Annotated in this window: 12 protein-coding genes; 4 read left to right on the forward strand and 8 right to left on the reverse strand. The window is 45.1% G+C overall.

Annotated elements, in window-relative coordinates; translation table 11 throughout:
- Window positions 1-240 precede the first annotated feature (240 nt).
- Window positions 241-462 (forward strand): DeoR family transcriptional regulator, encoded by a 222-nt coding sequence (locus ACZ07B_RS06290; protein ID WP_003152337.1) that lies wholly within the window; start codon window positions 241-243, stop codon window positions 460-462.
- 121 nt (window positions 463-583) lie between these two features.
- Here the strand turns inward: ACZ07B_RS06290 and ACZ07B_RS06295 are convergent, their stop codons facing one another.
- Window positions 584-1,303 carry a pseudouridine synthase gene (locus ACZ07B_RS06295; RefSeq protein ID WP_017695479.1) on the reverse strand — a complete coding sequence of 240 codons (720 nt, stop codon included), beginning with the start codon at window positions 1,301-1,303 and terminating at the stop codon, window positions 584-586.
- A gap of 68 nt (window positions 1,304-1,371) precedes the next feature.
- Window positions 1,372-3,006: a lipid II flippase MurJ gene (gene murJ, locus ACZ07B_RS06300; protein ID WP_014480588.1), complete on the reverse strand. Its 1,635-nt coding sequence runs from the start codon at window positions 3,004-3,006 to the stop codon at window positions 1,372-1,374.
- Window positions 3,007-3,207: 201 nt separating this feature from the next.
- On the opposite strand from murJ, the gene ACZ07B_RS06305 reads away from it, so the two are divergent.
- Window positions 3,208-4,470, forward strand: a complete 1,263-nt coding sequence (locus ACZ07B_RS06305; protein ID WP_003229222.1) for a BaiN/RdsA family NAD(P)/FAD-dependent oxidoreductase — start codon at window positions 3,208-3,210, stop codon at window positions 4,468-4,470.
- Window positions 4,471-4,658: 188 nt separating this feature from the next.
- Window positions 4,659-6,197 carry a glycine betaine transporter OpuD gene (gene opuD / locus ACZ07B_RS06310; RefSeq protein ID WP_464877006.1) on the forward strand — a complete coding sequence of 513 codons (1,539 nt, stop codon included), beginning with the start codon at window positions 4,659-4,661 and terminating at the stop codon, window positions 6,195-6,197.
- Between the two features lie 36 nt (window positions 6,198-6,233).
- Here the strand turns inward: opuD and ACZ07B_RS06315 are convergent, their stop codons facing one another.
- From ACZ07B_RS06315 to rmgP, 6 genes are all read right to left on the reverse strand, one after another.
- Window positions 6,234-6,416: a sporulation protein Cse60 gene (locus ACZ07B_RS06315; RefSeq protein ID WP_003223398.1), complete on the reverse strand. Its 183-nt coding sequence runs from the start codon at window positions 6,414-6,416 to the stop codon at window positions 6,234-6,236.
- A 67-nt stretch (window positions 6,417-6,483) separates the two neighbouring features.
- Window positions 6,484-7,152 (reverse strand): YesL family protein, encoded by a 669-nt coding sequence (locus ACZ07B_RS06320; protein ID WP_015251427.1) that lies wholly within the window; start codon window positions 7,150-7,152, stop codon window positions 6,484-6,486.
- A 21-nt stretch (window positions 7,153-7,173) separates the two neighbouring features.
- Window positions 7,174-8,460 (reverse strand): Gfo/Idh/MocA family protein, encoded by a 1,287-nt coding sequence (locus tag ACZ07B_RS06325; protein ID WP_015251426.1) that lies wholly within the window; start codon window positions 8,458-8,460, stop codon window positions 7,174-7,176.
- Between the two features lie 11 nt (window positions 8,461-8,471).
- Window positions 8,472-8,975: a rhamnogalaturonan transport/degradation protein RmgS gene (gene rmgS / locus ACZ07B_RS06330; RefSeq protein WP_464877007.1), complete on the reverse strand. Its 504-nt coding sequence runs from the start codon at window positions 8,973-8,975 to the stop codon at window positions 8,472-8,474.
- The gene (gene rmgQ / locus ACZ07B_RS06335) at window positions 8,972-10,093 is read right to left on the reverse strand and encodes an unsaturated rhamnogalacturonyl hydrolase (RefSeq protein WP_128738648.1); all 1,122 of its coding nucleotides are present in this window, start codon (window positions 10,091-10,093) and stop codon (window positions 8,972-8,974) included. Before rmgQ ends, rmgS begins: the two co-directional genes overlap by 4 nt.
- Before the next feature lie 7 nt (window positions 10,094-10,100).
- Window positions 10,101-11,066, reverse strand: a complete 966-nt coding sequence (gene rmgP, locus ACZ07B_RS06340) for a polygalacturonan/rhamnogalacturonan ABC transporter permease (RefSeq protein WP_029946384.1) — start codon at window positions 11,064-11,066, stop codon at window positions 10,101-10,103.
- A 215-nt stretch (window positions 11,067-11,281) separates the two neighbouring features.
- Between rmgP and ACZ07B_RS06345 the strand changes: the two genes are divergently transcribed.
- Window positions 11,282-13,600: a helix-turn-helix domain-containing protein gene (locus tag ACZ07B_RS06345; protein WP_187953805.1), complete on the forward strand. Its 2,319-nt coding sequence runs from the start codon at window positions 11,282-11,284 to the stop codon at window positions 13,598-13,600.
- Window positions 13,601-13,608 lie beyond the last annotated feature (8 nt).

The following is a 13,608-nucleotide window of genomic DNA, read 5'->3' on the forward strand; positions in this document are numbered from 1 at the left end:
TTTAACCATAATAATATTGAGCCGAAATACATAGTAATCCAACAAGGATGGCTGCCCAACGCGAATTGGAAAAAATTAATAGGAGTTATCCCTAGATTCATCACTGCAATATCGTGTATAATGAGGGCGAATTATTTTAACAATTACAGATGTCTGCCTTTGTTGCTATTTCGTACGCAGTTGATAGTCGTGAGTTGTGGTTAGTCAAGTCCATCCGATCTTATGATAGGGAGTGGTTTTTTGAAACCTTCAACAAACCGTATGCTAACTCGAATCAAATCAGTTTACATGTTTATCCAAGAAAAAGGTCTTGTGACAACACAGGAACTGGTTGACGAATTCGGCATTACACCTAGAACGATTCAAAGAGACTTAAATGTGTTGGCATATAATGATCTTGTTCATAGTCCAAGCCGTGGCAAGTGGGAGACAACGAGAAAGAAAGTAAAGATTACCTCATAAATTGAAAAATTACATAGGGCCGCCTGAGAGCGGTCCGATAGATAACAGGGCGAAGAAACTACTGAGCCTTGTTTTTGTGTGCTTATAAATAAAACCCCGCATTCGGTATGCGGGGTTTTTGTCATGCTTGCGGCTCATTGAGCAAATGAAGCTCTTCCTCTGTCAGCTCACGGTATTCTCCGGGTGCCAGAGCGGGATCTAGGGAAACGCGTCCCATCGAAAGCCGCTTCAGGTAAACCACTTCATTGCCGACTGCCTTTGCCATTTGCTTGACCTGATGGTATTTTCCTTCTGTAATTGTCAGATATATCACGGTATTGCCACTGTCGTTTGTTTTGATTTCCGCTTTTGCCGGCTTTGTTTTATAGCCGCCCTCTATGTAGACACCCGTTTCTAAATCGGAAATGTCTTCCCGAGAAATCTGTGATTTTAAATGGACTTCATACGTTTTTGGAACATGCTTTTTAGGAGAAAGGAGCCGATGTGCGAGCTGGCCGTCATTTGTGAGCAGCAAAAAGCCCTCTGTATCTTTATCAAGCCTGCCGGCTGGAAATGGCTCAAATCTCATCTCCTCCGGCGTCAGCAGATCGACCACTGTTTGCTGCCGGCTGTCCTCAGTCGCCGACAGCACGCCCTGCGGTTTATTCATCATAAGATAAATGAACTCTCGATAATCAACCGGTTCCCCGTATACGGTCACCTCCTGCGTATCAGGATCAACGTGCGCCTTTACATCTTTGGCAGGTTTGCCGTCGATCATAACAGCTCCAGCCTTCACAACGGCTTTGACTTCTTTTCTGGAACCATACCCGCTGTTGGCAAGCAGCTTATCAAGTCTCATTCCCAATCTCTCCTTTATAAAAGAAAGCCCGCAGCATGCGAGCCCTCAGTTTCATCATATCTAGTTCATCAGCCTGCATGTCTGCCTTTCCTTAAGAAACCTGGCAAACGGCGGCCTAAAATTTTCTGCAAAAATCCTAATCGGTAGCCGCAATACAGGTAGACTGCACCGCCAACAGCGGCCGCGATCACCACAACAATCGCAGCTTGCAGCTGGCCATCCTGATAGGAAATAAAGAAGCCTAATACCCACTGCACGATTTTCACGGCAATACCCATAATGGCTGATAAGACCAGCATCAAAACAGTTCGTTTAACAAGTATCTTATACGAATAGCCTGCATGGCGCTTAATCATGATAAACCCATATAAAAGGGAAGCGATATATCCAAGCGCCGTCGCTAAAATCGCTCCGTCAGCCTGCATCAGTTTGATCAGCGGAACATTCAGCACAAGCTTGATCACGACACCGATCACAAGGCTAACAACCGCAAATTTTTGCTTATTGATGCCCTGCAGAATGGCTGCGTTGACTGTAAACAAAGAGAACAAAATCGCGACTGGCGAATACCATAGCAAAATGTTTGCCCCCAGTTCAGGATGAAGGCTCTCTGACCCGTAAAAGAACGTATACGTCGGTCCTGACAATAGAGAGATCCCGACAACAGCCGGAATAATTAAAAACAGGATCGTCTGCATCGTTTGATTAATCTGCTGATTTAACAGCTTATAGTTTCCGCTTGTAAACGATTCAGTAATCGTTGGAATTAATGTCAGTCCAAAAGCAGTTGCTAGGGAAACCGGGATCATCACGAGCTTCTGAACATACAGGGTTAGAATCGCAAGCATGTCCTGGCTGATGGCTTGATGACCGGCTTCAATCATCGCTTTGTTAAACGTATTTGTATCAATATAGTTATACAAAGGGATGGCTAGTCCGACAAAAACGTACGGAGCAGCATAGCTGAACAGCTCGAAAAACATTTTCTTGTAGCTTAGGTTTGCTGTCGGACCCGTATTCGGCATCATCGCCAGCAGGCTGCCCTTCCGTTTGTTCCAATAAATATAAAGCACGACCAGCCCCCCGAAGGCACCGATCAGCGCTGCGAAGGTTGCATAGCCCACAGCGATGACAAGGCCGCCGTTGAAAACCTTCAAAATCAAGAATGTCGCACTCAATAGAAAGATGATGCGGACAATCTGTTCAACGACTTGGGAAACAGCTGTCGGACCCATCATTTGGTGCCCTTGAAAGAATCCGCGGACAAGGCTCATAATCGGTACGACCAAAAGCGCTAAGCTGACCATGCGGATGACATAAACGACATGATCAATTGTCAGGCCGTTATTATCCTTGCCTCCCAGCGATATTTCCGCAAACATCGGAGCCGATAGATACAGAATGAAAAAGGCTATCATTCCTGTGACGAGCATAACCGACATGCCCGCCTTGAGCATTTTCCTGCTTGTCTCATAATCCCCTTTTGAATTATATTTGGAAACAAATTTAGAAACAGCGGCCGGAAAGCCCATCGTAGCAATATTCAAAAATAAAGTGTATTGGTTGTATCCGTATTGAAATAATGCACCGCCTGTCGCCCCGACCATAATGCTGAAGGGAATTAAATAGACCATCCCCAGAATCCGCGATATATATGTACCGAGCGTTAATACAAACGTGCCTCTTAACAGTTTGCTTGACATGTTTCTTCATCACCATTTTCTACGAAGATTCAACTTTTCTATTTTACCACAACTGGGCATTTAGACGGTAATAAATACAAAAGCAATCCTGTGAACATTCATGTCCGCGGCAAAAGACGTTTAAGGAGCGGCTTTCTTTCGCTATAATAGTACTGCGGACGGGTGTCCGCACACGAAATGAAAAGAAAGTTGATGATAAAGATGAAACAATATGACGTAATCGTAATCGGCGGAGGCCCTTCAGGCTTGATGGCTGCGATTGCAGCAGGAGAACAGGGCGCTGGCGTGTTGCTGATAGATAAAGGAAATAAATTAGGACGGAAACTCGCGATTTCCGGGGGCGGCCGCTGTAATGTGACGAACCGCCTTCCTGTGGAAGAAATTATCAAGCACATCCCCGGCAACGGGCGTTTTTTATACAGCGCGTTTTCTGAATTTAATAATGAGGACATTATCAAGTTTTTTGAAAACCTCGGCATTCAATTGAAGGAAGAGGATCACGGCCGGATGTTTCCTGTGACCGACAAAGCCCAAAGTGTCGTTGACGCGCTGTTAAACAGGCTGAAGCAGCTCCGCGTAACAATCAGAACGAACGAGAAAATTAAATCTGTTTTATATGAAGATGGACAGGCAGCAGGGATTGTGACGAATAATGGCGAAATGATCCATAGCCAGGCAGTCATTATCGCTGTAGGCGGTAAAAGCGTGCCTCATACCGGAAGCACGGGAGACGGCTATGAATGGGCTGAAGCCGCGGGCCATACCATAACAGAGCTGTTTCCGACAGAGGTTCCCGTCACTTCTGGCGAACCGTTCATTAAGCAAAAAACACTTCAGGGCTTATCACTAAGAGATGTAGCCGTCAGTGTGTTAAATAAAAAAGGCAAACCGATTATCACACATAAAATGGACATGCTGTTTACCCATTTCGGCCTCTCAGGACCTGCCATTCTCAGATGCAGCCAATTTGTCGTAAAAGAGCTGAAAAAACAGCCTCAAGTGCCGATCAGAATCGACTTGTATCCGGATATCAATGAAGAAACGCTTTTCCAAAAGATGTATAAAGAACTGAAGGAAGCACCGAAAAAAACCATTAAAAACGTGCTGAAGCCTTGGATGCAGGAGCGCTATCTCCTATTCCTTCTCGAAAAAAACGGCATCTCTCCGAACGTATCGTTTTCTGAGCTGCCGAAGGATCCTTTCAGACAATTTGTAAGGGACTGCAAGCAGTTTACTGTCCTCGCAAATGGTACACTGTCGCTTGATAAGGCATTTGTCACGGGAGGCGGGGTATCTGTAAAAGAAATTGACCCGAAAAAAATGGCTTCTAAAAAAATGGAGGGGCTTTATTTTTGCGGTGAAATTCTGGATATCCATGGCTACACAGGCGGATACAATATTACCTCCGCCCTTGTCACAGGCAGGCTTGCAGGGCTAAATGCCGGGCAATACGCCCGTTCTTAATCATTACTCTTTAAATCTCTTGCCGCCAAACTCACATTTGAACATTCCCCGCATTCATGTTAGGGTGAGACTTGTTTTGTTTCACCTGATTGCGGGGTAATTTTAAGAGAGGAATGAGCTGCCATCGTACGACCATACTAAGCCTGCGAGCAAGATATAGGCGTACACAAAAAATTAGAGGGTGAGAAATGTTGAAACATATATCTAGTGTATTTTGGATTGTGATTGCAATCACAGCTGCAGCTGTATTATGGGGTGTTATTTCTCCTGACAGCCTGCAAAATGTGTCTCAATCGGCACAAGCATTTATTACCGATTCATTTGGTTGGTATTATCTTTTAGTTGTCTCTTTGTTTGTCGGGTTTTGTCTCTTTTTGATTTTCAGCCCGATCGGAAAAATCAAACTCGGAAAGCCTGATGAAAAACCGGAATTCGGGTTATTATCATGGTTTGCCATGCTGTTCAGCGCAGGCATGGGAATCGGCTTAGTATTCTACGGTGCGGCTGAACCGATCAGCCATTACGCAATTAGCTCTCCATCAGGTGAAACAGAAACCCCCCAAGCCTTCAGAGATGCACTCCGCTATACGTTTTTCCACTGGGGTTTGCACGCTTGGGCCATTTATGCCATTGTGGCATTATGCATTGCCTATTTCCAATTCCGCAAAGGCGCACCCGGGTTAATCAGCAGCACACTATCACCGATTCTCGGGGATAAAGTAAACGGACCGATCGGAAAGGCCATTGACTGTATTGCAGTTTTCGCCACTGTTGTCGGGGTGTCAACAAGTCTTGGTCTTGGCGCAACCCAAATTAACGGCGGTTTGAATTACCTGTTCGGCATTCCACATGCGTTTATCGTCCAATTGGTTTTAATCATTATTGTGACAGTGCTCTTTTTACTTTCTGCGTGGAGCGGACTCGGAAAAGGAATTAAGTATTTAAGCAACACAAACATGGTATTGGCCGGATTGTTAATGTTGTTTATGCTCGTTGTCGGGCCTACAGTGCTGATAATGAACTCATTTACAGATTCTATCGGACAATACATTCAAAATATCGTTCAAATGAGCTTCAGACTGACACCGAACGATCCTGAAAAACGCGAATGGATTAACAGCTGGACGATTTTCTATTGGGCATGGTGGATTTCCTGGTCTCCATTTGTCGGCATTTTCATCGCCCGTGTATCCAGAGGCCGGACGATCCGAGAATTTTTAATTGGCGTCTTGGTGACACCTTGTATTTTGACATTTCTATGGTTCTCCATTTTCGGCGTTTCAGCCATGGACCTCCAGCAAAAAGGCACGTTCAATGTAGCAAAGCTGTCCACTGAAACGATGCTGTTCGGAACACTTGATCACTATCCGCTGACAATGGTGACATCGATCCTTGCATTGATTCTGATCGCAGTATTCTTTATCACGTCTGCTGATTCAGCTACATTCGTGCTGGGCATGCAGACGTCGTACGGTTCTTTAAATCCGGCGAATTCTGTGAAACTCAGCTGGGGTATCATTCAGTCCGCCATGGCGGCTGTGCTCCTATATTCCGGAGGGCTTGCCGCTTTGCAGAACACAGCGATTCTGGCAGCGCTGCCGTTTTCTATCGTTATCCTGCTGATGATTGCCTCTCTCTATCAATCGCTCTCAAAAGAAAGAAGAGAGATCAAAAAAGCGGAGAAACTCGATAAACCGAGAAGTCCAAGAGTGAAAAAAGCATATTAACAAAAAAGATCTTTCCGCGCCTGCGGGAAGATCTTTTTATTTGCGATATAAAATAAGGGCGGAAAAACAGTAAAGCTGCTCGCCGTCTGGGTCGCACGCCGCCGAAACCGTATATTTGATATCAATCAGCTGCTCCTCCGATATCCCTTTTAAAAATGAATTGATTTCCGTTTGTAAGTCTTTTTCATGCTCTTCATCAAATACCGCTACCTTCAGCATTTTATCCGCTCTCCTTTCTCTATCAATCTATTCCGTTTGGAACAGCGTTATGATAGAGAAATGATGATTATCTCGTTTCCGGATAAAAAGCTTTCCGTATATGGGATTTCCTCTGTGGCTCGCCGCCGTGCTGCTCCACTTTCAGCAGCACGGCATAAACAATGCGCATATGACAGTAGCTGATAAGGCTGACGCTAAAAAAAGGGACAATGCCCGGCAGGTACGCAAGCAAGAAAAAGAGAGCAACAGTCAGCGCAAGCATAGCAAGCGTATATTGCAAATACGCCACACTGAGCAAGAGCGAAAATTTCACATACAGACGTTTTTTCCAGTCAAAATGGACAAGCAGCGGAAACACATAAAAAAGCATGGATACGAACAAAAAGCCAAATATCATAATGGCGAAGCGCAAGATGTGCAGAAGGAAATGACTTGGATAGATGAAGGCCAAATCAATATAAATGATCACTCCGATGAGCGCCAGTACAGCGCCGAGCAGATTTGAACGAAAAAATTCACCCTTATATTCCTGCCAAAACGTTTTGAGCACCGGAACGTTGTCCTGCCCCTGGATCCACTTCCGCATGACAGCGAATAAAGCCGCGGTCGCGGGCATGATGCCAAACACGCCGAGACCGAGTAACGTAAAAAACAGCCACAGCAAGTTTGTATACGCAAATCTCATAATCCATTCGCAAAAACGCAGCATCCGTCCCAGTGAGCCATCATGTTCCATGGCGCCCCCTCCTTTTTTGCATTATACATTCTGCATCTGAAAAAGCTCTTTCATGCCGATCGGCTTCTTTTCGGCAACCGAGCGCCACATTCCCTCACCAACCGCGATGGAGTAGGCTCCAGCTTCAGCCCCGGCTAAAATATCATAGCGGCGCAGCGGGTCTTTTCCTAAAAAAAGATCCTCAAGCAAAAGCGGATCACCTCCGCCATGCCCCCCTTCATTTTTGACCACTTGTATCGTCTGCTTTGATTCAAAAAGCGGATAGTAATCGATTGTCTGCTCAGGAAAAGCAAACGGAATTCTGGAAGGTTCGTGAAATTCATTTGATTCAATACGCCCTTTTGTGCCGTTGATCGTCAGCCGGTAGCCTTCATACGGGGCCGAAAAAATAATCGAGTAGCTTAACAGTGCGCCGCCATCATATTTGACTGCCGCCACGTACGTATCCTCGATGTCAATTTCCTCGTCAAAAATACACGCGTCAGGCCTGTATGCAGTATATAAGCTGGACTGGTCTCCTGCTTCGAGATGATCATCCTTTATAGAAGCTTTAGAGGAACGGGGATGCCACCTTGAATAGTAGTGGCATTTTTCTTTGACCCGGCACGTCCCGCAAAAACGCCCGTCTTCTTCCGGCAAGGGGTTCCACTCACTGTCCGGCCCATAGTAATTCAAGGCGCCATAAGCAAATACCTCTTCCGGATTTTGCCCGAGCCACCAATTGACGAGATCAAAGTGATGTGTTGATTTATGGACAGAAAGGCCCCCGGAAAACTGTCTCGACCTGTTCCAGCGTTTAAAATAGCTGGCGCCATGATACGTATCAATATACCAATTTAAATCAACGGAGGTGACCCTGCCTATTTTTCCGTCCAGAATCATTTCTTTTATTTTCCGATGAAACGGGCTGTAGCGATAGTTAAACGCGACGGTGACTTTTCCTTCGCTTTTGGCCTCCGCTTCAAGCACCCGATTCGCATCCTGCACTGTTGTCACCATTGGTTTTTCAGTAATCACATCTGTATTCCACTGAAGACTTTTTACAATATATGTGACATGCGTATCGTCCCTGCCTGCCACAATGACGATATCAGGCTTTGACACGCGCATCATCTCGTCAAAAGCATCTTCGCTAAACTCGGGCACGTGGGCCAGCTCGGGAAATTTCTTCTTGCAAACGGCAAAACGTTTCGGATCGGCATCCAGCAATCCCGTAATCTCATAATGAGTTGAAAACCGCTCCAACAGCGGTTTGATAAACATACTGAATGCTCTGCTGCTCAATCCGCAAAAGACGATGTTCTTCAATATCCTCACCTCTATCGGGCTTCAGTTAGTTGAGAAATCAGCTGCAGCGCTTCCTCTGTTTTTTCAGCATACACAGGGATAAACGCCGCCATATCGCGATTCAATCGAAAGGAATAGCCGTTCAGCTGTTTTTTCCCTTTTTCGATCTGAACGGCATAGATCGTTTTTTCTCCTGTTTTATTATTAACAGTTGTATAAGGAGATGTTTTTTCAGCAGGCAATCCGTTTAACGGCTGAAAATTTTCCGGATCATCGTAAGCTTGAAACATGTCTTCAGGCACGATGAAAACATCTCCCTCATGGGCGGTAATTTCAGTCAGCAGTTTTTCCTGAAAAGCTGGAAAAATATCGACCTTCCCGGCATTCTGCTCAGCGGCTTGTTTTATTTTTTCCTGTACGCCAGCCTGCATATCAGAAAAGAGAATGACATGCATTCCGTCCGGCCTGCTTGAGCATGATGCCAAAAAGAGCACTGAGACGATCACACACAAAGCCGTACGTATACCTGTCATCATTTCTCTGCTGTCCTAAAAAGAGTCTCCAGCTCTGTCATAGCCAAAATAAACGCACCAGCCCCGTGCAGATCGTTTGTGCTTCTTTCGCGGCTGACATAATAGTCATAAAAACCGGCTGACGTTCCGACACATATGTCTTTGACGAGAAACGCGCCGGCTTCTGATGTTTCGGTTTTATGCTGAATCAAGCCTTGATACGCTTTAAGTAGTGTTGTTTCGTAAGCTCTGTCTAAATAGCCTTTATTGATTCCCTTCGCAAATGCGTACATGTACAGGCAGGATCCTGAGCTTTCCAGCCAATTATCAGACCTGTCTCCCTTATCAACAATCTGATACCATAGCCCCGTCTCTTTGTCTTGATAGCGGCAGATGCTTTCCATCATGTCCTGCAGCGTGTTTTTCCACACATGACGGTTTGGATGCTTCTTCGGCAGCTCTTCAATCATGTCAGCAAGAGACATGACGTACCAGCCGATGGAACGTGCCCAAAATTCCGGTGAACAGCCTGTCTCTTCATTGGCCCAAGGCATTTTTTTCGCTTCATCCCAGGCGTGATAAAAGAGTCCGGTTTTTGCATCCTTCGTATGCTTTCTCATCAATGACTCCTGCAGCACAACCTGATCAAACAGCTCCGGCTCCTGCTTCAGATTGGCATATTTCAGTGCGAACGGCCCCCCCATGTATAAGCCGTCAAGCCACATTTGGTATGGATAACCGTCTTTGTGCCAAAAACCGCCCTCAGACGTCCGGTTCAGTGTTCCATATAAGCCGCGCAGCCTTTTTGCCGCTTTGACATACCGTTCATCCTTCGTCTGCTCGTATAATGGAAAAAGAATGAGACCCGCTTGAATGGCATCCAGTTCATCTCTTTTAAATAATAGATTGCCATAATCATCGATTAAGAGATCTGCATAAGCCTTCGCATACTCAAAATACCGCTTTTCCCCGGTTGCTTCCCACAGCCGCAATACACCGCATAAGAAAACACCCTGATGGTAGTGCCAGCGGTTTGCAGGAGGCAGCTCCTCGACTGTGTACGTATTCATAATGGTTTTTGCCAATGCCTCCGCGTACGTAAGAGGCGATTTTACAGCGATTGATTGATCCATTGATCCCATCCCTTTCTTAATAAATTCCTTCCTCGCCAAATTTCTTCGCTAAACGATTCGCTAGCATGACCAAAATCAGCCCGACCGCCGCTTTAAATACGCCGACTGCTGTACTGTAGCTGAATTGGCCCTGTTTCAGCCCTGCAGTATAAACATACGTATCAAAAATTTCCGCCACTTCCCTGTTAGTCGCATTTAACAGCAAATACACATGCTCGAAGCCAAGCTCCAGCGTGTCTCCGATTTTCAAAATCAGCAAAACGACGATAACGCTTTTAATGGCGGGCAGCGTAATATGCCACATTTGCCGCAGCCGTCCCGCTCCGTCCATTTTCGCCGCTTCATACAGCTGGGGGTCAACCGCTGTAATGGCCGCCAGATAAATGATCGTCGACCAGCCTGCTTCCCTCCAGATAACCTGCAGAATATACAGGGGCCGGAACCATTCTTCGTTCAGCAGAAAATTGATTTTTTCACCGCCAAAAAACACAATCAGTTCATTAATCAAGCCTCCGTCTACCGTTAAAAGCACAAACGAAAGCGATACAACAATGACCCAAGACATAAAATGCGGGATATAAATCAGCGTCTGAACAAATTTTTTAAAGAGAGCAATCCGCACTTCGTTCAATAGAAGCGCCAGCAGTATCGGCACCGGGAAAAATATGGCCAGGTTCAAAGCAAATAACACGAGCGTGTTTTTTAACAAGAGAAAAAATGTAGGCTCAGTAAACAGCCTGATAAAATGCTTCAGCCCCACCCACTCACTGCCCAAAATGCCGAGGAACGGCTGATAATCCTGAAACGCAATCACAATTCCCCACATCGGGACATACTTAAAAAGCAAAAAATAAATACACCCCGGCAAAATCATCAAGTACAAATATTTTTGTTGAATCAGCTTGATTAGTAAGCGCTTTCTTTTTTCTTTTTTAAAAATGACTGTATCAACAGCCGGCGCTTGCGCTTCTGCTGTTTTCATTTTTTCCTAGCCTCCTTTCACGGGTTCTTGCATTCACTGTAGCGCAGTAGGCAAAAGTCCGTCTACAATCATATGATCACATCCTGTTTTATCCCTTTATAATCAAGGGTTCAGCCGGTCCACCTGAAAAAAAGACACCGATATTAGAAAATGATTATTGACAATATCTATCAATCTTTGGATTAATTGTATTAAGGTGAAGTGGATGTTATGAAATGGGGGGTTTTATGAAAAGAAGCCAATACAAGTTTTACTACAAACTGATCACGTTTTTCTGCCTGCTCAGCACCATTCCGGTTATTTTGGTCGGATTGTTTTCGTACGAGCACTCTCAGAAAACGGCTATATCCAACGTTTCAGAGGAAAAATTCGACACACTCCAGCAGACCCAGCAAAGCATCGAGCATATATTGAAAACCGTCGATCACTCTTTAACCCACTATGTGAGTTCGCCGCCTCTCCTTCGCACATTGTCCGAGCCTTTGCACTCAGACCAATTTCAAATCTATAACCAAGTGAACCAAGAGCTCAATTATCTGCAAAGCTTTGATACCGATCTGTCCAACATGACGTTAGTCAGTTATACGAAAAAATGGTACATGAACAATTCCGGTTTGTACCGTTTGAATACAGACACTCTTCATGAAGCAGCCTCAGCGTACACGAAACACAAAGCGAGCCGCTCCTATTGGACGCTTGAGGAAAACAATCATTTGATTTCAACCAAAGAAGGCACAGCAGAAAACTGCCGCTACAATATCAATTTAATTAAGCAGCTTCCTTTGAACAGCACAAATACAAAGGGATTGGCCGCCGCAAGCATCCCGAGCTGTTCGCTTGTCAAAAATATGCCCGGCTATTCAAACGCCAACAACCTGTTTATCATCGATGAAAAAGGCCGCATCATCCTTCATAACAATATGTCTGACGTTGGTGAATCTCTTCATAACGACGGCTTTGTCCAAAAAGTGCTGGCGCAAACCGCCAATAGCGGACAGTTTGAAACAGTGATTGACCGGATTCATTATAAAGTCACCTATCAAAAATCTGACTATAATACATGGACTTATTTTTCTCTCGTTTCCCTGCCTGAGCTAAAAAAAGAAGCCAAATCAATCGGCTGGATCACTTTTGCAGTATGTCTCATTTTGTTAACGCTTTCATTATTGTTCTCTTGGCTGGGCTCCCGCCATTTTTACAAGCCGATCAGGGTGCTTTACGAATCATTCGCAAGACATGGAGCCATACAAGAGAAACAACAGCCTCCTCAAAATGAATTTGAGTTAATTGAACAGAGCTTTAAACAGCTGAAGGACCGAAATGACGACCTTGAGGAAACGATGAAGCAGCAGGCCACTCATCTGCAGCAATATTTTATGGTCAGGCTTATGCTTGGAAAACTGACGGATGAGGAGGTTGATAACCGTTTTGAAAGCCTCGGTTTAAAGCAAAATTGGCGGCACCTTGCCTTGCTTGTGCTCCAAATTGACACACTGAATCATACGCCTTATGAGAAAAAAGATATGGATCTGCTTTTGTTTGCCGTCAACAGCCTGATTGAGCGCAGCATCCCGACGGACAAACATCTTGCCCCCGCCGTAGTTGACAAACAGCAGGCGACGATTTTGATCAACCAAAGCGGGACAAAGGAAGAATTCATGGCTGAGCTGAATGAGACTGCAAGGATGATTCAGGAAAAAGCGGAAGCTGAGCTGCAGCTGTCTGTCAGCATCGGCATCAGCCAGCCGTTTGATGTGCTGACAAAAGCGAAAACAGCCTATGCGGAAGGCTCAGAAGCGTTGAAATACCGGCTTAAAGCGGAAAACAAGTCGATCATCTTTTACGAAGACCTTGACCAGAAAAAAACCTTCAAAACCCATTTTCCAAAGCAGCTTCAGCATGAGCTGTTCGATGCCGTTAAAGCAGGAGACAAGGAGAAAGCGGATAAATGTCTGCACGCGATTTTGCAAGCCATTTTCACCCAGAACACCAACCCGTATCAATTTCAAATCGCCATCGCCCGTTTTTTGAACCATGTGATTGAGCTGATGCATGTGCTCGGGATCGAATTGTTTGAGCTTGAAGAAAACAAAATGCTGTATGACCAAATTTTTGAGCTGAAAACGTTCGAGGATACCGAAAACTGGCTAAAGAATGAGTTTATTGATCCGATGACAGACAAAGTGAACGCCCGCGCGGATGCCCAGTACAAAAATATTTCCGACAACATCATTCATATCATCCATCATGAGTTTGAATCCGAATTGACACTGGACGAAATCGCGCGCAGGCTGCATTACAACCCAAATTATTTAAGCAGCATTTTCAAAAAAGAAATGGGTATTTCATTCAGCGAGTATGTCTCAAGCTACCGACACCATATGGCGAAAAGCTGGCTTGCCGAAACCGACATGGCGGTCAAGGACATTGCCGAAAAGCTGAAATATAAAAACTCGCAAAATTTCATCAGATCATTTAAAAAGCTGGAAGGGATTACACCGGGAAACTACCGCCAGCAAAAAAGAAGCATGTAAAAAACCCA

The sequence above is a fragment of the Bacillus sp. 9.4 genome, assembly GCF_055486415.1.

Excerpts from the sequence above, each read along its gene's own strand:
- murJ (WP_014480588.1), bottom strand. The coding sequence starts at position 3,006 with ATGTCAAGCAAACTGTTAAGAGGCACGTTTGTATTAACGCTCGGTACA.
- ACZ07B_RS06305 (WP_003229222.1), top strand. The coding sequence starts at position 3,208 with ATGAAACAATATGACGTAATCGTAATCGGCGGAGGCCCTTCAGGCTTG.
- rmgQ (WP_128738648.1), bottom strand. The coding sequence starts at position 10,093 with ATGGGATCAATGGATCAATCAATCGCTGTAAAATCGCCTCTTACGTAC.
- opuD (WP_464877006.1), top strand. The coding sequence starts at position 4,659 with ATGTTGAAACATATATCTAGTGTATTTTGGATTGTGATTGCAATCACA.
- ACZ07B_RS06345 (WP_187953805.1), top strand. The coding sequence starts at position 11,282 with ATGGGGGGTTTTATGAAAAGAAGCCAATACAAGTTTTACTACAAACTG.
- ACZ07B_RS06315 (WP_003223398.1), bottom strand. The coding sequence starts at position 6,416 with ATGCTGAAGGTAGCGGTATTTGATGAAGAGCATGAAAAAGACTTACAA.
- rmgP (WP_029946384.1), bottom strand. The coding sequence starts at position 11,066 with ATGAAAACAGCAGAAGCGCAAGCGCCGGCTGTTGATACAGTCATTTTT.
- ACZ07B_RS06320 (WP_015251427.1), bottom strand. The coding sequence starts at position 7,152 with ATGGAACATGATGGCTCACTGGGACGGATGCTGCGTTTTTGCGAATGG.
- ACZ07B_RS06295 (WP_017695479.1), bottom strand. The coding sequence starts at position 1,303 with ATGAGACTTGATAAGCTGCTTGCCAACAGCGGGTATGGTTCCAGAAAA.
- rmgS (WP_464877007.1), bottom strand. The coding sequence starts at position 8,975 with ATGATGACAGGTATACGTACGGCTTTGTGTGTGATCGTCTCAGTGCTC.